At 42.6% G+C, this 22255-nt stretch carries 19 protein-coding genes; 2 read left to right on the plus strand and 17 right to left on the minus strand.

The features are described from left to right. Positions 1-40: 40 nt before the first annotated feature. The 12 genes from NKR21_RS14210 to zapA all read right to left on the minus strand — a co-directional run bounded on the left by NKR21_RS14210 (position 41) and on the right by zapA (position 12844). Positions 41-1519: an alpha-N-arabinofuranosidase gene (locus tag NKR21_RS14210; protein WP_144455582.1), complete on the minus strand. Its 1479-nt coding sequence runs from the start codon at positions 1517-1519 to the stop codon at positions 41-43. 75 nt (positions 1520-1594) lie between these two features. Beyond that, on the minus strand, positions 1595-2572 hold the full coding sequence (locus tag NKR21_RS14215; RefSeq protein ID WP_003216494.1) for an electron transfer flavoprotein subunit alpha/FixB family protein: 978 nt from the start codon (positions 2570-2572) through the stop codon (positions 1595-1597). 44 nt (positions 2573-2616) lie between these two features. Continuing rightward, positions 2617-3390 (minus strand): electron transfer flavoprotein subunit beta/FixA family protein, encoded by a 774-nt coding sequence (locus NKR21_RS14220; protein ID WP_012010823.1) that lies wholly within the window; start codon positions 3388-3390, stop codon positions 2617-2619. Between the two features lie 30 nt (positions 3391-3420). Then, a complete protein-coding gene (locus tag NKR21_RS14225; RefSeq protein ID WP_012010824.1) occupies positions 3421-4200 on the minus strand; it encodes an enoyl-CoA hydratase in 780 nt (259 codons plus the stop codon). Between the two features lie 26 nt (positions 4201-4226). Next, the gene (locus NKR21_RS14230) at positions 4227-4811 is read right to left on the minus strand and encodes a fatty acid metabolism transcriptional regulator FadR (protein ID WP_012010825.1); all 585 of its coding nucleotides are present in this window, start codon (positions 4809-4811) and stop codon (positions 4227-4229) included. Positions 4812-4978: 167 nt separating this feature from the next. Further along, on the minus strand, positions 4979-6700 hold the full coding sequence (locus NKR21_RS14235; protein ID WP_144455580.1) for an AMP-binding protein: 1722 nt from the start codon (positions 6698-6700) through the stop codon (positions 4979-4981). Positions 6701-6801: 101 nt separating this feature from the next. Continuing rightward, positions 6802-7257 (minus strand): immunity 63 family protein, encoded by a 456-nt coding sequence (locus tag NKR21_RS14240; protein ID WP_144455578.1) that lies wholly within the window; start codon positions 7255-7257, stop codon positions 6802-6804. A gap of 163 nt (positions 7258-7420) precedes the next feature. Then, complete coding sequence (locus NKR21_RS14245; RefSeq protein ID WP_007501637.1) at positions 7421-7825, minus strand: DUF350 domain-containing protein; 405 nt, start codon at positions 7823-7825, stop codon at positions 7421-7423. Positions 7826-7839: 14 nt separating this feature from the next. Beyond that, on the minus strand, positions 7840-10197 hold the full coding sequence (locus NKR21_RS14250; protein ID WP_041816302.1) for an endonuclease MutS2: 2358 nt from the start codon (positions 10195-10197) through the stop codon (positions 7840-7842). 21 nt (positions 10198-10218) lie between these two features. Then, on the minus strand, positions 10219-11931 hold the full coding sequence (gene polX / locus NKR21_RS14255) for a DNA polymerase/3'-5' exonuclease PolX (RefSeq protein ID WP_012010829.1): 1713 nt from the start codon (positions 11929-11931) through the stop codon (positions 10219-10221). A gap of 114 nt (positions 11932-12045) precedes the next feature. Continuing rightward, positions 12046-12579 carry a CvpA family protein gene (locus NKR21_RS14260; protein WP_012010830.1) on the minus strand — a complete coding sequence of 178 codons (534 nt, stop codon included), beginning with the start codon at positions 12577-12579 and terminating at the stop codon, positions 12046-12048. 7 nt (positions 12580-12586) lie between these two features. Beyond that, positions 12587-12844, minus strand: a complete 258-nt coding sequence (gene zapA, locus NKR21_RS14265; protein ID WP_012010831.1) for a cell division protein ZapA — start codon at positions 12842-12844, stop codon at positions 12587-12589. A 134-nt stretch (positions 12845-12978) separates the two neighbouring features. Between zapA and rnhC the strand changes: the two genes are divergently transcribed. Next, positions 12979-13902 (plus strand): ribonuclease HIII, encoded by a 924-nt coding sequence (gene rnhC / locus NKR21_RS14270; protein WP_012010832.1) that lies wholly within the window; start codon positions 12979-12981, stop codon positions 13900-13902. Between the two features lie 38 nt (positions 13903-13940). On the opposite strand, the gene pheT is transcribed toward rnhC, so the two are convergent. The 3 genes from pheT to NKR21_RS14285 all read right to left on the minus strand — a co-directional run bounded on the left by pheT (position 13941) and on the right by NKR21_RS14285 (position 18526). Beyond that, positions 13941-16355: a phenylalanine--tRNA ligase subunit beta gene (pheT, locus tag NKR21_RS14275; RefSeq protein WP_088001969.1), complete on the minus strand. Its 2415-nt coding sequence runs from the start codon at positions 16353-16355 to the stop codon at positions 13941-13943. A gap of 15 nt (positions 16356-16370) precedes the next feature. Continuing rightward, complete coding sequence (gene pheS, locus NKR21_RS14280; RefSeq protein WP_012010834.1) at positions 16371-17405, minus strand: phenylalanine--tRNA ligase subunit alpha; 1035 nt, start codon at positions 17403-17405, stop codon at positions 16371-16373. Positions 17406-17782: 377 nt separating this feature from the next. After that, the gene (locus NKR21_RS14285) at positions 17783-18526 is read right to left on the minus strand and encodes a TrmH family RNA methyltransferase (RefSeq protein WP_144455576.1); all 744 of its coding nucleotides are present in this window, start codon (positions 18524-18526) and stop codon (positions 17783-17785) included. A gap of 113 nt (positions 18527-18639) precedes the next feature. Between NKR21_RS14285 and sspI the strand changes: the two genes are divergently transcribed. Beyond that, positions 18640-18861, plus strand: coding sequence for a small acid-soluble spore protein SspI (gene sspI, locus NKR21_RS14290; RefSeq protein ID WP_003216243.1), 222 nt, complete (start codon positions 18640-18642; stop codon positions 18859-18861). Positions 18862-18902: 41 nt separating this feature from the next. Here sspI and cstA read toward each other — a convergent pair whose 3' ends face one another. Further along, entirely contained in the window at positions 18903-20699 is a 1797-nt protein-coding gene (gene cstA / locus NKR21_RS14295) for a carbon starvation protein CstA (RefSeq protein ID WP_144455574.1), read from the minus strand. Positions 20700-21050: 351 nt separating this feature from the next. Continuing rightward, entirely contained in the window at positions 21051-22139 is a 1089-nt protein-coding gene (locus tag NKR21_RS14300) for a M42 family metallopeptidase (RefSeq protein WP_144455572.1), read from the minus strand. Positions 22140-22255: the final 116 nt, after the last annotated feature.

The following is a 22255-nucleotide window of genomic DNA, read 5'->3' on the forward strand; positions in this document are numbered from 1 at the left end:
ATGCCCCAACATCCCGCTCATCAAACATTTAAATATGCGATCAAGCCAGATCGATCGTGATCATCACCACAGACATTGGCGGCAGATCTATGGTCAACTCACCGGATTTTACAGCAAATTGCTGAAACTCTACTGGCTGGACAGCATGGGGATCATCAAATGTATTGTGCGCATTCATGCGATCCGCTGTCAGCACGCGGCCCGTGACTTTCGTTTGTGCATCCAAACCTTCAATGGCAAGGGATACTTCGTTTTGTTCATGCGGATTCAGGTGACAGAAGCTAATATGCATCTTATCTGACGAGCGCGAAGCTGACACACTAACTTGAGGTATTTTTTCACCGCTTCGTTCATAAGGCGTTGACACGAAATCCACTTCAAGTGCTTCCTCCTCTTGATGCACTTGAAACATGTGAAACACATGATACGTCGGGGTCAGAAGCATTTTTTCGTCTTCCGTTAACACCATTGCTTGAAGAACATTGACCGTCTGAGCAATATTCGCCATATGAATTCGCTGGCAATGACGATGAAAGATATGAAAATGAAGGGCACAAACAAGTGCGTCTCTTAGCGTGTTTTGCTGATACAAAAACCCTGGATTTGTTCCTGGTTCTGGATCATACCATGTCCCCCATTCATCAATGATCATCCCGATTCTCTTGTCTGGGTCATACCGATCCATGATCTCTCCATGATCCAAGACAAGCCGTTCCATCTCATAGGCTTTTTTCAACGTGATAAACCATTCATCTTCATCAAATTCAGTCGCTGACCCTTTCTTCTCCCACGTACCAGGTACAGTGTAGTAATGCAAACTGAGTCCATCCATCCAAGGTGCGGCGCGCTCCATTAATACTTTTGTCCAATTCACATCATTTGAATTGGCTCCGCACGCAATTTTGTATATGGATTGACCTACAAATTCTCTCACATACGTTTGATATCGTTTATATAAATCGGCATAGTATTCAGGCGTCATATTCCCGCCGCAGCCCCAGCTTTCGTTTCCTACACCAACATAGGTCAAATCCCAAGGCTCATGTTTTCCATTTTGAATGCGCCAATCAGACATAGGCGTTCCCTTTGGAAAGGTGATGTACTCAACCCAGTCTGCTAATTCTTGAACAGTCCCACTTCCCACATTTCCGCAAATATAAGGCTCGCATTCAAGTAGCTCACACAATTTCATAAACTCATGTGTACCAAATTCATTGGATTCAACCGTGCCACCCCAATGAGTGTTCACCATTGGCTTTCGTTCGCTCAGATCTCCTACACCATTTGCCCAATGATACTCGTCTGCAAAGCAGCCGCCCGGCCACCTAAGCACCGGAATATGTAATGCTTGAAGGGCTTTAAGCACATCCGTACGAATCCCCTCAATATGATCGATCTCTGAATCTTTTCCGACCCAAATCCCGTCATAAATCCCTCTTCCTAAATGCTCTTGAAAATGTCCATAGATGTGTTTAGAAATACGTCCGATCACGTCATTGACTTTTACTGTCCCCTTCACTTGTCAACCGCTCCTTTGTGTATTGATTACATACAAAAAAACCCAGAATACCTAGGCATTCTGAGTGTATGAGCGTTACGAGTGGATATTCATCTTTTTTAACTCTTCATTCAAAAGCGGTACCACTTCAAACAAGTCACCGACGATTCCGTAATCGGCGATTTTGAAGATCTCAGCTTCTGGGTCTTTGTTAATCGCCACAATGACTTTACTGTTAGACATTCCGGCTAAATGTTGAATCGCCCCTGATATCCCGCACGCAATATAGAGATCAGGTGTGACGACCTTGCCTGTTTGCCCAATTTGCAGGGCGTAATCACAGTAGTCTGCGTCACAGGCGCCACGCGAGGCACCGACTGCTGCACCCAGCGTCTCAGCGAGTTCATTCAGCGGTTCAAACCCTTCCTTACTCTTGACCCCACGTCCCCCGGCAACAATGACCTTTGCTTCAGATAAATCTACACCTTCTGACGTTTTTTTAATGACTTCCTTCACAATCGTTCGCAAGTTTTGAATATCGACAGAAACCGGTGTAATGTCTCCGCTTCGTGAGGCATCCCGCTCAAGAGGTGCCACGTTGTTTGGGCGGATGGTTGCCAAAAGCAGACGATCTGTTGAAATCACTTTTTCAAAGGCTTTTCCAGAATAAATCGGTCTTGTAAAAACAAGATGTTCTCCGGTAACGCTTACATCAATTGCATCTGAAATGAGGCCAGTTTGCAAGCGTGCAGCTATTTTCGGCGACAAGTCTTTTCCGATAGACGTATGGCCAAAAAGGACGGCATCTGGGTCAACCTGATCTAATATAGCTTGAAGTGCTTGCGCAAATCCATCTGACGTATAATATGAAAGGTGCGGATGCTCCACAATCATGACATGATCCGCTCCATAGTAAAGCAGTTCATTCGCTTGGTCTTTGACGTCATCCCCTATTAACACGCCAATGACTTCACCGCCATCTGCCACTTGATGAGCGGCAGCAATGGCTTCAAATGTCACATTTCTTAATTTACCGTCACGACTTTCTCCAAGTACAACAACTTTTTTACTCATCTTTCAAGTTCCCCCTTGTTCTCGTGATATCGTAAAGTGGATGTTTAGATGACCTTCGCTTCATTTCTAAGTAAATCTGTCAGTTCTTTGACTTGATCCTGAAGCTCTCCGCTCAGCACCTTGCCACCCTCTTTTTTCTCCGGTAAGAAACGTTCAATTGTTTTGATTTTATATGGCACATCATCTTCATCGAGATCTAAATCATCAAGTTCCAATTCTTCTAAAGGCTTTTTCTTTGCCTTCATAATGCCAGGTAATGATGGATAGCGTGGCTCATTGAGACCTTGCTGCGCAGTGACAACAAGCGGGAGCTCAGCAGAAATGACTTCCACATCACCTTCTGCATCTCGTTCAATCGAAGCAGAGCCGCCATCAATTTGGATACTTGTAATCGTTGTGACATATGAAAACCCAAGTAATTCAGCAAGACGCGGGGCAACCTGTCCAGAGCCACCGTCAATTGCCACATTCCCTGCTAAGATCAAGGAAGCCTCTTTGTCCTTTAAATAATGGTAAAGAATCGTAGAAGCTGAATATTGATCCCACTCTTCTAAGTCATCTTCCACATTTAATAAAACGGCTTGATCGCAGCCCATAGCAAGCGCTGTTCTCAGCTGTTTTTCCGCATCCTCACTGCCAACTGTCACAACGGTCACTTCTCCCCCGTGCTCGTCGCGAAGCTGGATCGCTTCTTCTATGGCGTACTCGTCATAAGGATTAATAATGAACTCTGCTCCATCTTCTTGAATTGCACCAGACTGAATCGAAATCTTCTCTTCCGTGTCAAACGTACGCTTCATCAAAACAAATATATTCATTTATTTCTCCCCCTTGTGTCGTTTAATCCCTTATTCCCCTTTAAAATTTGGTTTGCGCTTTTCGATAAAGGCTTGGATGCCTTCTTTGGCATCATTCGATTGGAAAATCTCACCGAACTTTTTGGCTTCTAGCTTCATACCGCCGTCATATGAATACAATTTTGTCGCATTCAATAAATCCAGCACATACTCGAGTGATTTCGGACTTTTCGTTGCAAATTTTGACGCAAGTGTTTTGGCTGCTTCGAGCGCCTCTTCCTCTGTTTCTGCCAGCTTTGACACAAGTCCGCAAGCAAATGCTTCTTCCCCTGTAATCGGTTCAGCTGTACCCATCATTTCAAGCGCTTTAGCAGAACCAACATAGCGCGGCAGGCGCTGCGTACCACCGAATCCTGGAATGATGCCGAGGTTTAGTTCTGGCAGTCCAAGCTTCGCATCTTTTGTTGCGATTCGGATATCACAAGACATAGCAAGCTCAAGGCCCCCGCCTAATGCAGCTCCGTGAATTGAAGCAATGACCGGTTTTGGACATTGTTCAATCCGTTCAAAGACCTGCTGCCCTCTGTCTGCAAGGCTTGAATAGTCAGACTCTTCCTGCAAGGTCGTAAATTCCTTAATATCAGCACCTGCTGAGAAAAATCTTCCTTCTCCATGGATCACAATGGCTCTTACTTCTTCATTTTGTTCGAGCTGGTCAAACATGTCATTAAGCTCGCTAAGCAGCTGAGAAGATAAGGCGTTTGCTGGTGGATGCTGAATCGTGATAAGTGCTGTCTGTCCTTCATGATGTAAGGTGAGTATCTTTTCCATGTCAATCATCCTTTTTCAAAATGTCTTTAAGATTGATGTATTCCGTTTAAGAGTAGATCACGTACGTTTTCTGCGAGTGCAGGAAGATCATATTTTTGATCATTCATGACCCATGTTGTAGCGGTTTCATCAATCGTCCCAAATACCATTTGTCTCGCTAAACGGACATCTAGATTTTGTCTAAATTCTCCTGTTTTCTTTCCATCTGCTAAAATGGATTCGAGCATATTTAAATACCCTTTCAGCACCTCATTGATTTTTTGCCGCAGCTCAAGGTTTGACTGCCTGAGTTCAAGCTGTGTCACAAGAGCCAAATGATGATTTTGCGCAAGCATACGAAAATGCTCTTCAATGAGCAGTAAAAGCTTTTCTTTCGCAGACGGTTTCTTTTGAATATCTGTTTCCATCCGTTCGATGAATTGTCCCATTTTTTCTTTGAATAATGAGATCAAAATATCCTCTTTATTTTTAAAATAAAGATAAATGGTTCCGTCTGCTACCCCTGCCTGTTTCGCAATCTTTGAAACTTGTGATTGGTGATAGCCGTTCTCTGCAATCACCACAACTGCTGCATCAATAATTTGCATGTACTTCGGTCTTTTCTGCTTCAATGTGCTTCGTCCCTTTCTAAATTGAATGAGTATTCATTCATAACTTTATGTTAAAAAGAAACGGGCGATTTGTCAAGTCATCTTCTTCTTTCTTTTCCTCTTTTAGCATAACAGAGGAAGCGGTCAACATTCAAATCATCCGGCCGGTGGACCGGATGACGATGCCGCTATGTTTTCGATTGATCGGCAGGCGTTTCAGCTGAAGAAGCGTGCTTTCTTTTTTCTTCTTCAATTAATACTCTGCGCAATATCTTCCCGACGGCTGTTTTAGGCAGTGACTCTTTAAATTCATACACGCGCGGTACTTTAAATGAGGCAATTCTCGTTCTGACAAAGCGATCAAGTTCGTCCTCTGTTAAGTAGGCATTCTTTTTCGGTACAATAAATGCTTTCACTGTTTCTCCTCTGTACGGATCTGGAATACCTGCAACGACGACTTCTTGTACAAGCTCATGCTCAAAAAGGGCTTCTTCGACCTCTCTTGGGTATATATTATAGCCGCTCGCAATGATGACATCTTTTTTTCGGTCGACGATATAGAAAAAACCGTCCTCATCCATATATCCAATATCTCCCGTAAAAAACCAACCATCTCTTAGTACAGCTGCTGTCTCCTCTAGTTGATTCCAGTACCCTTTCATGATTTGAGGGCCTTTCACAATAATTTCCCCATGCTCATATGGCTCTTTGAGGCCTCCGGTTTCTTCGCAGTAAATACCGGCATCTGTATTAGGCCACGGGCAGCCAATGCTGCCTGTTTTGTTCGCTCCCCATAAAAAGTTAGAATGAGTGACGGGAGAGGTTTCTGAAAGTCCATACCCCTCCACTAAGCGTCCTCCTGTTAATTTTTCAAAGCTTTGTTTGACTTCAACAGGTAGTGCCGCTGAGCCGCTTAAACATGCAGTGATGGACGACAGGTCATACTTTTCAATGTTCGGATGATTTAGCAAGGCGATATACATAGTTGGTGCGCCTGGAAATAGTGTCGGCTTCTGTTTTTCAATGGTTTTGAGGGTATCTGCGACATCAAAGCGTGGGAGCAGAATCATTTGATGCCCTTCTTTGACCGCAAGATTTAAGACAGTCGTCATTCCGTAGACATGAAAAAACGGAATGATGCCGAGGATACGTTCTTTCCCCCTGTTTGTTTTATACATCCAGGAAGCGCACATTTCAGTATTCGCTAAAATATTCTCATGTGTGAGCATGACCCCTTTTGGTAAACCGGTCGTTCCGCCTGTATACTGCAAAACAGCGATATCCTCTTTCGGATCAAAGGCAAGTGCGGGTATCTGCTGTTCACCAGCCGATTTTTTCATAATCTGCGAGAAGTGATGAATGGTATCATTTTTCTCGACTTGGATGACCATTTTGTTTTTTCTTCTTTGCACAATAGGAAACAGTATGTTTTTCGGGAATGGTAAATAATCTTGTAGTTTGGTAACGATGAAGTGCTCCATACTTGTCAACGCTTTCATTTTATAAGCCTTTGGATACAACAAATCTAGCGTGATCAGCACTTTGGCGCCGCTGTCTTCCATTTGATATTCCAGTTCTTTCTCTGTATAGAGCGGATTTGTTTGAACAACGATGCCACCTGCTATTAAAACAGCGTAATAAGAGATGACTGATTGAGGGCAGTTCGGTAGCATGATCGCTACTCTGTCGCCTTTTTTCACGCCAATTTTGATCAAATGATTGGCTAGTTTCAATACGTCTTCTTGCAGCTGTTCATAGGTGATGTTCTTTCCTAGAAAATGAATGGCTGTATGCTCAGGTGCAGCCTCTGCGGAGCTGAATAAGTAAGATTGTAATGTTTCATTTGGGATGGTGAGTTCGTGGGGAATTTGATTCGGGTAATGCAGAAGCCAACGTTTATCTGACTGCATAAAAACCCTCCTTCCTGAACTTTCGTACTATTATAGTATAGCAAACTTTTCCTTAGGGCAGTTTGCTTTTTTCTAATAGGGCTTGGTTCAATTGCACATGTTTACTTTTTGGCCGGTGTTTCAATAGAAGCTCTTTTTCCTTCATGATGCCACTGTTCATATAAACCTCCAATTGCACGAAAAGACTCGTTGACTCTATCCACGATCTGTTGATGGATACTTGGATCATTCGGTAAATGCGTCTGGATGTTGTCGACTTGATACTTCCTCATCATGTCGATGTAAACCGTGAGAAAAATGGTGTCTTCTAAAATCCAGTAAATGACTTCATCCGCCACTTTTGTTCTTTTATGCAACATTTGAATTCCTCGTTCATATTGAATGAGGATATAACCACTCGAATCGATTTGAATATAGGGACTCAAATCATCAAAAAACCCTGACGTTTGAAATGGACGTGCAATATACGGTTCATATATGTTTCTTGGGAGGGATGTCATTTGAAGACAAGTGTCAATGCGCTTGATCAGTTCGTCTTTTTGCAGAATGTGCTTCATATCATCATTCGCCGCCTTTGATGAGATAAAAGCTGTCAAGGGTTCCCTGACAGCTTTCTAACGTTGTTTTTTCATTTCACAGGAACAGATAAACGGCACCAATGACCGCAAAAGTGCAGGCAACTACGATTAATACTTTTGCTAGCTTTTCCATGTCGTCTCCTTAAATGCCGGCTGCTACTACATAAGACAGCCCAACTGAAATGATAAGTGAAATAAACCCGACCGCTCTATTATCATTTTCAATCTCTTTGTCTACTTTAAAACGCGGTGTTAAAAATTCAAAAATGAAATAGCTGACGAGCAGCATCACAAAGCCGTATACGCCCCATCCAACCATTTGAAGAAGGGAATTGTGCTGTGCGATTGAATGCTGAAACACATTCGCAATCCCAAAGATCTTCCCGCCTGTTGCCATGGCAACAGCTAAGTTGCCACGCTGGATCTCTTCCCAGTTTTTATAAGAGGTGACGAGTTCAAAAATGGTTAGAAATAAGACGAGACAGAGGACGGCCACGCTATAATAGGCGGCAATTTCCACAAGTTCATTTTCCCAAAAGGCTTTCATGCGTTTTCTCCTTTTTACTTTAATTCGACGATGGTGACGCCTGATCCTCCCTCACCTTGTTCGCCAAAACGAGCATTTTTCACACTTCGATGCTGTTTCAGTAATTCCTGAACCCCTTTTCTAAGGGCGCCAGTTCCTTTTCCGTGAATAATAGACACACGCGGATAACCAGCTAATACAGCATCATCTAAATATTTTTCGACTCTGCTTAAGGCATTTTCATAACGCTCGCCTCTTAAATCGAGTTCGAGCGAGACATGATAATCTTTCCCTTTAACTGCCGTGATGGCTTTTTCTTGCTTAAATTCAGGTGCTGATTTGATAAATTCCATGTCTTTTTCTTTTACCTTCATTTTCAGAATGCCCATTTGGACACTCCATTCTTTGTCGCCTGTTTGTTCAAGCAACGTTCCTTTTTGCCCGAAGGTGAGCACTTTGACTTCGTCGCCTGACTTCAGCTGTCTTACTGCTTTTTTCGCTGGCTCTGGCTTCTTTTTCCTGTCAAACTCAGGAACGGCTTCTTCAAGACGCTTTCGCGCATCGATGAGTTCATGCTCTTTGAATGAGCGGTGTTCACTTTTTATCGAACGGAGCTCTTGAATGATCTCTTCTGCTTCTTTTGATGCTTGTTCAATTTTCTCTTTCGCTTTCAGTTCAGCTTCTTCAAGCAGTTTGTCTTTTTGCTCATTCCATTCAAGAATTTGTCTTTGCAATTCTTTATGAAGCTTTTCTGCTTCTTTTCTATAGACTTCTGTCTCATGCAGTTCTTCTTCTGCCTGTTTCTTGCTATCTTCTAATGAAGCAATCATTTGGTCTACTTCATTATGCTCTGCATGCATATCCGCTTTTGCCCGGTCTATCAGGTGATCTGGCAAACCAAGACGCTTTGAAATTTCAAATGCGTTACTTCGTCCAGGCACACCGATGAGCAGGCGATACGTTGGTGATAAGGTTTCGATATCAAACTCCACGCTTGCATTCGTGACGCCTTCCCGGTTATACCCATATGCCTTCAGCTCGGGGTAATGAGTCGTTGCAATGACACGTGCATTTGTTTGATGCACTTCATCTAATATGCTCATCGCAAGTGCCGCACCTTCAGCTGGGTCTGTTCCTGCCCCTAATTCATCAAATAAAACGAGAGAGTTAGAAGTCAAATTCTTTAAGATATCGACAATATTGACCATATGAGATGAGAACGTACTCAAGCTTTGTTCAATGGATTGTTCGTCTCCAATATCAGCAAAGACTTGGTCGAACACAGCCACTTCAGAGCCTTCTTCAACTGGAATATGGAGGCCCGCCTGTGTCATCAAAGTCAGAAGACCAAGCGTTTTTAAAGTAACGGTCTTTCCCCCTGTATTTGGTCCAGTGATCACAATTGTTGAAAAATCTTTACCGAGTTCAATATCATTTGCGACAACTTGATCCCGAGGCAATAGAGGATGTCTTGCTCGTTTTAAATAGATTTCTCCTTGATCATTCACAGCAGGTTTAGTGGCTTTTTCTGTCTTTGCATATTTAGCTTTAGCAAAAATAAAATCTAGCGTCTGTAGTTCCTTTACATTGTGAAGCAGTTCCCCAATGTGCTCTGACACACTCTCTGTCAGCATTTGCAGGATCTTTTCAACCTCTTGCTTCTCTTTTAAACGGGTTTGCTGCAAGGTGTTATTTACATCCACGACGACTTGCGGCTCAATAAAAAGAGTTGCCCCTGATGAAGACTGATCGTGAACAATTCCGCCGTAATTCGAGCGGTACTCTTGTTTCACTGGAATAACAAACCGGTCATTACGAATGGTGACAATGGTGTCTGACAGCATTTTTGAAGCCGATTGTGAACGAATCATCGCTTCTAATTTATCACGGACTTTTGATTCTAAAGAACGTAATTGCGTTCGAATTGTACGAAGTGCCGGTGTTGCATGATCAAGTACTTCTCCATTGTCGCCGATACAGCTTTCAATTTCTTTTCTAATGTCAGGCAGTAAAATGAGCGTCTCTGCATATGTATGAAGGCGCGGTATATCTACTCCATCTTCATACATGGACGTGAGAAAGTGTTTCATATTTTTCACCGCATATAATAGTCCTGCGATTTCCATCAGCTCAGAAGGGCTTAATGTACTGCCGATTTCTGCCCGTTTCACTGCACGTCTAATATCTGTTAATCCGCCAAATGGCGCAGATCCCTTTAAGCGGATCACATCTTGCGCTTCTGCTACCTCTTCCAGCAAATGCTGAATGGTTTCTATATCCGTCAAAGGTGTTAAATCCTGCGCTCTTTCTTTTCCTAATGTGGATGCGGTATAGGACATCACTTTTTCTTTTACTTTATGAAATTCTAATGATGATAACACTTTTTGTTGCAGCATGGTCCAGCCTCCTAACGACTACCTGTCACGCGTTAAAAACTTTTTGATCTCGTTTAGAGTAAAAGTATTCACGACATTTCCTTTTTGTGTCCAGCCCTTTCTTGCAGCTGTTACACCAACTTCCATATGTTCCAGCATGGCGATGTTGTGCGCATCTGTATTGATCATGATGTTCACACCCGCTTCATTTGCTTTGATTAAGTGCTCTGTTTTCAAATCAAGTCTTGATGGATTGCTGTTGAGTTCAAGTGCAGTGCCTGTTTTCTTCGCAAGCTCTATGAGCTGATCTATATTTAAGGCATAGCCATCCCGTCTACCGATTAAACGGCCTGTTGGATGTGCAATTAAATCAACATGTTGATTACGCAAGGCATTTTCAAGGCGTTCCATAATGACTTCTTCCGGCTGAGAGAAGCTAGAATGAATAGACGCAATGACAAAATCCATGTCTTTTAAAAAGTCATCATCATAATCTAACGATCCATCAGGCAGGATATCCATTTCGACCCCTTTGAATATGTGAAAATGCTCGAATTCCTGATTCAACTTATCAATTTCTTTTGCTTGCAAACGCAAACGTTCTTTTGTTAAACCGTTGGCTACTTTTAAATATTGCGAGTGGTCTGTAATCGCCATGTATTCATAGCCTTTTGCGATACATGCTTCCGCCATTTCACGAATAGAGAAAGCTCCGTCACTCCATGTCGAGTGCATATGTAGGTCGCCTTTGATATCTCTCAATTCTACAAACTGCATACTTTCTTTATACGTATCAATCTCTGCTCCGGTTTCACGAATTTCTGGTGGAATGAGCGGAAGTTGAAAATGCGCATAAAAAGCGCTTTCGTCTTTAAACGTTTTTACTTCTCCAGTTTCAATCGTTTCCACACCATATTCGCTAATGCGCTCTCCGCGTTCCTTCGCAAGCTGACGCATTCGAATATTATGATCTTTTGAGCCAGTGAAATGGTGCAGCGTCGTTGCGAATTGATCTGATGTCACAAGCCTGAAATCAACACTGATTTCAAAATCAAGGGCAAGCACAACAGATACTTTCGTATCACCGCTTGCGATTACATCTTTCACATCATCAAGTGCAACAAGTTGTTCTCTGACTTGCTCATGATTGTCTGTTGCAATGATATAATCTAAATCTTTGACGGTTTCGCGTGCACGTCTTAAGCTGCCGGCTCTTGAAAAACGGATGATACCTTTCATCTCTTCAAGTGCATGATCAATCCTCTCTGCCACATCTAATGCAAAGCCAATTGGCAGTCGTTCTGGCTGCTTTCCTGCTTCCTCAAGAGCTGCAAGAATCTTTTCTTCTGTTTTTTTCCCGAAGCCAGCAAGCGCTTGTACCTTTTCCGCTTCGCATGCTTCTTTTAGAGACTGTGCATCATGGACGCCAAGCTCTTGGTAAAGCTTAGCGATCTTCTTCCCGCCGAGTCCTGGCAATTTCAAAAGCGGGACAAGTCCTTCAGGCACTTCCTTTTTTAATTGTTCGAGTGTTTCTGATTGTCCTTTTTCGATATACTCAGTGATCACAGCAAAGGTTCCTTTTCCAATGCCGGGTAATGCTAATAGATCATCTATTTGAGAAAGGCTGCGGTCATCTTGTTCCAGTGCCGCTGCTGCTTTACGAAAGGCAGAAATTTTAAAAGGATTATCTCCTTTTAGCTCCATATAGACTGCAATTGTTTCAAGAAGTTTGATAATATCTTTTTTATTCATCTCTCATCCTCCAGCCGCTTTGGCATCTTCATTTATAAATATACAAACTTTTCCTTCATCCTACAACTTTCTGTCATGGAATGAGAAAAAACTTCTCCAAGATAGGAGAAGTTTTTAAACTCCATACGTCGTCCATAAGTCTTTGACAAGACCGGACAGATAAGGGGTGTGGCTTACGATCGCATCTGCTAATATCGATTTGCTCAACATTGTTTGCAGTGCATCGACTGGAAGTAATGCAGCGACAAACAAGAGAATAAATACAAATAGATAGGTTTCAAGAAATCCTAAAACACCGCCAAGCAGTTTGTTGACCTGCTTAATTACAGGTATACTTGCAATGGTTGTGAGCAATCCGCCAATGATGGCGAGCAGGATTTTGGTCAAGATAAACAGAATGATAAACGCAATGGTATTATAATAAGCTGTTTCTAGATTCCCACTAAAGAAAGCGAGCTGCGCTTGACCGCCGCTAAAATTAGGTGCTGGAATCCACGTAAGCTGTGGTGCAAGTGACTGATAAAACATGGAAGCCACTAAGATAGAAACAACAAAGCTGATCAATTTAATAAATTGAAGAATAAACCCGCGTTTTAGACCGACAAGCGTTCCCATAAGAAGCAAAAACAAAATGATGATATCGATCACGGTAATTTCATTCCTTTTCTTTAAGCTGAATCTCTAGTTTTTCGTATTGCTCTTTTAATTTCAAGTAGTCGTGGACGACATTGACTGCTGTCAGTACAGCTAATTTGTTTATATCAAGGTATGGGTTTTTTTCATTTATTTCTCTCATTTTATCATCAACAATTGAAGCAACGTGTCGCATATGCATCTTCGTTTCTTGACCGATGATCGTATAGGACTGTCCGTAAATCTCAACTGTTGTTTTCGTTTTACCGCCGTCAGACAACGTTTCTCCTCCATTCCACGAGAATCCTAGTCTCTATCATAACATGTTTAGACATTGAATGGAAAGACGAGCCCTTCCCTGTTATGGTACACTTTAGAAATCAATGATATCAAGGTAAAAAGGAGTTATCCACTGTGCCCCAATCCGTCTTAAAAGCAACATCAGAAGACCTTAAAAAGATGAAGAGCGCGTATGCGCACCACCTAACTGATACGTTACCACCAGGCGCCCTTTTTCAAGCAAAGGTTCCTGGCTGTACGATTACAGCTTATCGATCTGGAAAAGTGCTATTTCAAGGACAAAAGGCTGAAGCTGAAGCCAGTCAATTCAGCCATTTAAAAGCAACTGATCCGAAAAGTTCAAAAACACCTGCTGTCACAAAATATAGTCCGCCGTCAGGGATTGCCTCTATGTCCGTCATCGGTTCAGATGAAGTAGGAACTGGTGATTATTTTGGACCGATAACGGTCTGTGCCGCCTATGTTGATGCTAGCCACCTTGCTCTCATGAAAGAGCTTGGCGTAAAAGACTCAAAAGGCCTAAAAGACCCGCAAATTATCAACATTGCTAAAGATCTCATCAAAACCATTCCGTTCAGCCTTCTCGTACTACGAAATGAAAAGTATAATGCCATGCAGGAAAAGGGCATGAGCCAAGGGAAAATGAAGGCGCTCCTTCACAACCAAGTGATCACCTCTGCGCTGGAGAAATTAGATGGGAAACAGCCTGAAGCTATTTTGATTGACCAATTTGCAGAACCGGGTATTTATTTTAAGCATCTTGCTGGAAAAAAAATCATTCGGGAGCGGACGTACTTTAGCACAAAAGCAGAAGGCATTCATTTGTCAGTTGCTGCCGCTTCCATTATTGCAAGGTACGCTTTTTTAATTGAAATGGATAAGTTATCTGAAGCAGCAGGGTTTGAGATTCCAAAGGGAGCAGGTCCTCATGTGGACAAGGCCGCTGCAAAGCTCATCAAGCTGCACGGCGAAGAGGCTCTACGTCAATTTACAAAACTGCATTTTGCCAACACACAAAAAGCGAAAAAATGGTTATAAAAAAGAGCTAGGCCAATACGGCCTTAGCTCTTTTTTCTTTAACCGCGCAAGACGGCTTGATACGTATCTTCTAATGCTTTCAATACTTTTGTATGAACAGCGTTGACTTCTTCCTCTGTCAATGTTTGTTCCGGATTTAAATATTGGAGAGAGAATGCAACAGACTTTTTGCCTTCTTCCATGTGTTCACCTTCATACACATCAAAGACGGATAGATCAGTCAGTAAATTCCCGCCTGCTTCAAAGATGACCTGCTCCAGCTGTCCGCTTGAGATATGCTGATCTACGACAAGTGCAATATCTCTTGTCACAGCAGGGAATCTCGGAATTGCTGTATATTTCATATCCTTGGATTCAGACGTCATCACATCTGTTAAATCAAACTCGAAGACATATGTTTCTTTTAAATCTAATTCCTTTTCAACGACTGGATGAAGCGCAGCAACAAACCCAATGACTTTTCCATTTAAATGAACATCTGCTGTACGTCCTGGGTGAAGACCTTCACGCTCTGCTTGAACATATGTGATTTGGCCTGATACACCAAGCTTTTCAAATAGACCTTCTGCAATTCCTTTCGCTACATAAAAATCGACAGCTTTTTTCTCGCCCTGCCAAAGATTTTTATGCCATAAGCCTGTCAGCGCCCCAGCGACATGTTCTTTTTCCACTGGTTTTGCCCCTTCAGCTTCTGCTAAGAACACAGAACCCGTTTCATAAAAGCCAAATGAATCAGCTTGTCTAGCCAAGTTATAGGCAACTGAATCAAGTAAGTTTGGCAGCAGACTTTGTCTAAGCACACTTCGTTCCTCACTCATTGGCAAGGAAAGTCTTGTTTTATAAGCTGAATTCAATGCAAAGGCAGTAGATTTATGCTGATTTGTCAATGAATACGTGATCGCTTGAGAAAGACCTGCGCCTTCTAAGAAACGTCTCACCTTTCTACGCTTCACTTGGTATGGCGTGAGACCTCCAACTGTACCAGCTGTCGCAGGTAGTGTAGATGGGATATTATCGTAGCCGTATAATCTCGCAACTTCTTCAATGAGATCTTCTTCAATTGTGATATCCATTCTGCGAGAAGGAACCGTTACAACAAGTACGTCATTTGATTCGCCCACTGTAAAGCCCAGTTTGTTGAAAATTTGAATCATATCTTCTTTTGAAATGCTCATGCCAAGCACCTTGTTCACACGCTCAGTGGATACGTGGATGACATTCATATTTGTTTCAAGGTGGTTTTCCTCCACAGTCCCACTTAACACTTCACCACCTGCATAGATGCTGATCAATTGCGCTGCTCTTTCGGCTGCTGATTTCGTACGTTGCGGATCAAGTCCTTTTTCAAATCGTGCGCTTGATTCACTGCGAAGCCCTAAATCTCTAGATGCTTGACGGACTGTTTGACCGTTGAAATATGCCGCTTCTAAGAGAATCGTTGTCGTTTCATCACGCACCTCTGATTCAAGGCCGCCCATGACGCCTGCGACAGCGTGCGCTTTCGTGCCATTCGTGATGACAAGATGCTTTGATGAAAGTGTACGCTCTTGCTCATCAAGTGTTTGAATGCTTTCACTATCAGTTGCTTTACGTACGACCACTTGCTTTGAACCAAAGCGATCATAATCAAATGCATGAAGTGGCTGACCGTATTCAAGCAGTACAAAGTTTGTAATATCGACGACATTGTTAATTGGGCGAATGCCTGCATTCATCAATCTTGTTTGAATCCAAAGCGGTGCTGGTCCAATCTTTACATTTTTAATGATCTTCGCAGCATAAAGTGGATTCGCTTCTTGATCTTCAATTTTCACAGAAATATAGTCTGCTGCTTTTTCTGAAGACGTGTCATGTGCTGTATCAGGAAGTTTGATCTCTTTCCCTAAGATGGCTGCAACCTCATAGGCAACACCTAGCATATTCAGGGCATCCGCGCGGTTTGGCGTTAAGCCAAGCTCAAGTACTGCATCGTCTAACTGAAGTGCCTGAAGGGCATCTTCCCCGGGGTTGACGTCATTTGGGAAAACAAAAATACCTTCTGCATATTCTTTTGGTACGAGTTTGCTTTCGACACCTAATTCTTGCAGAGAACAAATCATGCCATGAGACTCTTCGCCGCGCAGCTTTGCTTTTTTAATTTTAAAGTTCCCAGGAAGGACTGCGCCAACCGTTGCGACAGCCACATATTGACCTTTATCCACATTCGGCGCCCCGCAAATTATTTGAACCGGTTCGTCTTCTCCGATATCCACGAGACATTTGTTTAATTTGTCGGCATTCGGGTGCTGTTCTCGCTCCACGACGTGTCCAACGACAACTCCTTTAATGCCTTCGCCTTTATATTCAACGGCTTCCACTTCAATTCCACTTCTTGTGATTTTTTCTGCTAATTCATCCGGCTGAATGCCTTCTAAATCGACATAGTCTTCTAACCATTTATATGAAACAAACATGTTGATTTCCTCCTCTTAGTCCTGCTTGAATTGCTTTGTGAATCTAATATCATTTGTGTAGAAATGACGAATATCATCAATGCCGTATTTGAGCATCGCAATCCGTTCAACACCCATTCCAAAAGCAAAGCCTTGGTAAGTTTCCGGATCAAATCCGCTCATTTTCAGGACATTCGGATGAACCATTCCAGCTCCTAAAATCTCAATCCAGCCTGTTCCTTTACATACAGAACAGCCTTTTCCTCCACATTTAAAGCAAGACACATCCACTTCTACAGATGGTTCTGTGAATGGGAAAAAGCTTGGACGCAGTCTAATTTCACGATCTTCACCAAACATTTTTCTTGCGACTGTTTCAAGCGTACCTTTTAGATCACTCATGCTAATATTGTGATCAACAACAAGCCCTTCAATCTGCATAAATTGATGTGAATGAGTCGCGTCATCACTGTCTCGTCTATATACTTTCCCAGGGCAAATGATTTTCACAGGACCTTGTCCTTTATATTTTTCAAGTGTACGCGCTTGAACTGGTGACGTTTGTGTTCTGAGCAGTGTATCCTCGGTAATGTAGAAGCTGTCCTGCATATCACGTGCCGGATGCTCCTTTGGAAGATTCAGCGCTTCAAAGTTATAGTAATCCGTTTCTACCTCAGGACCTTCTTCAACGGTATAGCCCATGCCAATAAATAAATCTTCAATATCTTCAACAACAATCGTTAATGGATGTCTTGCCCCTATTTTGATTGGGTTTGCTGGCAATGTCACATCGATCGTTTGAGACGCAAGTTTCTTCTTCACTTCTTCTTTTTCCAGCTGTTCATTTTTTTCAGCAATAGCACCAGCAATCTGCTCTCTCACTTCGTTTGCGAGTGCGCCCATTTTCGGTCTTTCTTCTGCGGAGAGCTTGCCCATTCCGCGGAGTACCTCTGTGATCGGTCCTTTTTTCCCTAAATATTGAACACGTATGTCATTGACTTCTTTGAGCGAGCTAGCTGCTTCAACCTTCGCTATCGCTTCTGTTTCAAGCTGTTTTAACGTTTCTTGCATGAGTGTAATCCTCCTTTTGATATACAAAACCGCCTGGATAAACGGCTGTTTGATCGTTTGAAGACAATAAAAAAAACCGTCCCCTCTAGAAAAGAAGGGACGAGTTGTGGTCGCGGTACCACCCTTGTTAAGCACAAATACATGTGCGAATAAGCTTCATTGACATAACGGAATCAAACGAATCCGGTTCACCTTTACGCAAAGCTTGCGGTCCCGGTGACAACTCCAGAAGTGAATTCCTGTTTCCGCATTCCTTAAATGCACTTTCAGTCTACGATGCATTCTCCCTATAAGGCCGCTCCTTGAAACAATCTTCCTCTATCATGGTTTTTAAAATATTAGTTTCATTATAGTGAAAATGAGCGCATGTTGCAACACTATCCACGCAAATGATAAACAAGAACTGCCGCTGCAACAGCCACATTTAATGATTCAGCCTGTCCATACATTGGCACATATAAATTGTGGTCAGTCATTTGACGAATCTCTGGGTTTATACCCCCTCCTTCATTACCCACAATCAACGCAAACGGACCTTCTGCCGTTACGCTTTTATACGCTTTCGCATTGTTTAGCGCGCTTCCGTATACAGGAATGCCTTGCTCCTTACATGCTGCTATGGTCTGCTGAAGGCTTTGCTTTAAAATGGGTAGGTGGAAATGTGACCCTTGTGCGGAACGGAGCGTTTTTCCGTTATACGCATCAACTGTTCCATCGCCTAAGATCACAGCATCAAGACCTGCTGCATCTGCTGTCCGAATGAGTGTGCCTAAATTACCTGGGTCCTGCACTGCATCTAACAGAAGAAGTCGTTCATACTTCTTTTCTTCAAATACAGGAACTGTACAAACTGCCGCGATGTGCTGAGGCGTTTCCGTTTCGGTCATGGCAAAAAAGGCTTCTTCGCTCAGTTCATAAAGCTCAATGTCAGGATCGATATGAGAAGGAAGCTTATCAGGCGATGTGACCATTAATTCTTTCACAGCTCGGCTCTTCAATGCTTCTTCGACTAAGTGGATTCCCTCCACGAGAAACAGCCCCGTTTTCGTTCGTTCTTTTTTCGTATGGAGCTTTTTCCACTGTTTAATGTGTGTGTTTTTTGCTGATTCTATATATTTCAAGTGACTTTAACTCCTTTAAATATCATGAATTTATTATATCTCATGCACACTACATAATAAACCTGTCTTTGAGACAGAATAGGGCTATCACCATCAAAAAAGGAGTGTGGGTAATGGATTTTAATTTAAGAGGCGCAGTCATTCAAAACATTACTGGCCATAATCAAGAACAGCTTGAGCATACGATTTTAGATGCCATTCAAAGCGGTGAGGAAAAAATGTTGCCAGGCCTTGGCGTGTTGTTTGAAGTGCTATGGCAAGAAGCATCAGAAAACGAGAAGAACGAGATTCTTGAAACATTAGAGCAAGGCTTAAAGCCTCATCAGCAGCAATAAAAAAAGCCGGTTTGCTTATCATAGCAAACCGGCTTTTTCATTTAGCCAGTGATCGGTGTTTCCATTCGAAGCGCTGGATCACGCCAAATGTCAACCCATTTTTTAATCGCAAACACAATAATCACAAATCCTAAGATCAGCATAATGATTGACAGCACCGCATTCAGCACACTGTAACCCGATGCCTCGGGATTAAGGTATACATTTGCTACCATCCAATAGCCCGCATAATTCACTGTCACATATAAGTAAGCAAGCGGAATTAAACAAGTCAGCATATAGCGCCTTTTATCTGCAATTTTTAATACAACGGTTGCTCCGATGATAAGTCCGACCGATGCCATTAACTGGTTTGACACCCCAAACAGTGCCCAAATGGACCCGATGTCTCCAGAGTAAAGTAAATACCCCCACATAAAACAAGCAAGCGCACTTGCGAACACCGACCCAGGGACCCAGTCATTTCGTTTAAGCGGTTTATAAGCTTCGCCAAAAAAGTCTTGAATTAAATAACGAGCCACACGTGTTCCTGCATCAATAGCGGTTAAAATAAAGACAGCTTCAAACATAATGACAAATTGGAAAAAATAAGACGCCAAATGACCAAAGAACGGAATTCCCGTAAAGATATACGCCATTCCTACAGCTAATGTCACAGCTCCACCCGTTCTTCCTTCTAAATCAAGACCAATTTCCTTACTCAGCTGCGAAAGGTTCTCGACACTCATCCCGAGTGTTCTGAACACTTCTGGCGTGCTATTTATCGCAAAATAATCACCTGGATGAAGAGCCGTAGCGGCAATTAACGCCATAATTCCAACTAGACATTCGACTAGCATTGCGCCAAAAGCGACAGGCTTCATATCGCTCCATCGATCAAGCATCTTAGGCGTTGTTCCAGATCCAACAAATGCGTGGAAACCAGAAATGGCCCCGCAAGCAATAGTAATCGAAATAAACGGCCAGACAGGACCAGCTAAAACAGGACCTCCTCCATTGACAAACTCCGTAAACGCTGGGAATTGAATCGTTGGATTGACAACAAAGATTCCAGCAATCAATGCGATAAAAACACCTATTTTCATAAAGCTACTTAAATAGTCCCTCGGTGCAAGCAGCAGCCAAACCGGCAATGCCGCAGCAAAAAAAGCATAGATCGGTAAAGCAAGAGCAAGCGTTTTTGTATCAAGTGTTAAAAGATCGCCAAGTGCCGTTCCTTGAATATTCGGCCCAAGGAATACACCGACCATCAGCAAAATAAATCCCGCAGTTGTCGCCAGTTTTAAATTGCCTGTCTTTTTATAATAAAGACCAACCCCCATCGCAATTGGAATCGTGATTCCGACTGCAAATGTCCCCCAAGGGTTACGTTCTAACGCATGAAGCACAACCATGGACAAACCTGCCATTGTGATCGTAATGATAAACAGCATCGCAAGCCCTGTACAAAATCCTGCGACAGGTCCTAGCTCTTCCTTCGCTACCTCTGATAACGATTTCCCCTTTTTTCTCATCGACGCAAATAAGACGACAAGATCATGTACAGCTCCGCCAATCACTGCGCCAATTAACAGCCAAAGAAGACCCGGTAAATACCCGAATTGTGCGGCTAAAATCGGCCCCACTAACGGACCGGCAGCTGCAATCGCAGCAAAGTGATGCCCAAATGTGACCCACTTATTGGTTGGCACATAATCTTTTCCGTCCTCTAATGTGTGAGCTGGTGTAGGATGTTCGTCTGTCACCTTTAAGACCTTGACCATCATAAAAGTGCCATAAAGACGATAGGCAATCGCTAAAATACACATAGAAGCTATGACAATTGTAACCGCATTCATTTAACCATCCCCTTTGCACAAACAATTTGTTACAAATATAACATAAATTGATTGATTTTTCTTTCTTTTAAAACCTAGTTGACAAATAAGAATAATATGTTTATTCTTGAGGTATCTTCACCTACTTCCATAAACTCTCTTTTGACAGGGCATTCTTTAGGCTCTGTCCTTTTTATTGCTTTCATCTTACAAAAATAAAAGCCAGATCACATGTGCCTTATTCACTAGAATATGTTTTCTTCTTCTGTCAAAAACAGTTCTTTTTGACGTAATGAAAAAAAAGCATTCATTTCCTGGGAAATTCACTGAAATAAAAAAGCCCTTCCCCTATTTGAGGAAAGGCTTTCTTACTTAAGAACCGTACGTGATCTGCTCAACTGTTTTTTGATCAAGTCTTTTGATCACTTCTGTTAAAAGCTTCACGGCATTTTCATAATCATCTCGGTGAATCATCGCTGCATGGGTATGGATATATCTGCTTGGTATCCCGATCGATAGTGATGGCACACCATGACCTGTTAAATGGATACCGCCAGCATCTGTCCCGCCGCCAGGCATGGAGTCATATTGGTAAGGGATGTTCAATTCATCCGCTGTTTGGACAACAAAATCGCGAAGCCCTTTATGAGATACCATCGAAGCATCAAATACAACAATCGTCGGCCCTTTGCCAAGTTTGCTCGTTGCTTCTTTTTCAGTGATGCCCGGCGTGTCTCCTGCTACACCAACATCAATGGCAAATCCAATATCAGGCTGAATTGTAGACGCTGCTGTTTTGGCACCACGCAGGCCAACTTCCTCTTGTACAGTTGCAACACTATAAGCAATATTCTCATGCTGAGTATTGTGTAAGTTCTTCATGACATCAATTGCTACTGCACAGCCGATACGGTTGTCCCATGCTTTTGCAAGGAGCATTTTTTCATCATTCATCACTGTAAACTCAAAATAAGGAACGATTTGATCTCCAGGCAGAACGCCCCACTCCATTGCCTGTTCTTTGCTTGATGCACCGATATCAATAAACATATCTTTAATCTCAATCGACTTTTTTCGTGCTTCAGGTGACAAGACGTGTGGCGGCTTTGAGCCAATCACCCCTGTAACGTCTCCCTTTTTCGTTACAATGGTGACACGCTGCGCGAGCATGACCTGTGACCACCATCCACCGACAGTTTGGAAACGAATGTAGCCTTTGTCATCAATTTTTGTCACCATGAATCCGACTTCATCTAAGTGACCAGCCAGCATAATTTTAGGTCCGTTTGCGTTTCCTTCCTTCTTAGCAATTAAGCTGCCAAGGCGGTCACTAGAGACTTCATCTGCATATGATTCTATGTATGTCTGCATGACTTTTTTGACATCACGTTCATTTCCTGGAATCCCTTTTGCATCCGTTAGGTCTTTCAGCATAGTTAATGTTTGATCTAGCTTTGTCATTCCATATATCCTCCTTTATCTTCATGGTGCATTCTTATTATACAAAACCTCTTTCGTTCAATACGATCTTTTTATGAATATTTTTTCGTTTTCCGAAATATTTTTTTAAATAAAGT

Source organism: Bacillus sp. 1735sda2, from assembly GCF_024159245.1.
GTDB lineage: Bacteria > Bacillota > Bacilli > Bacillales > Bacillaceae > Bacillus > Bacillus pumilus_O.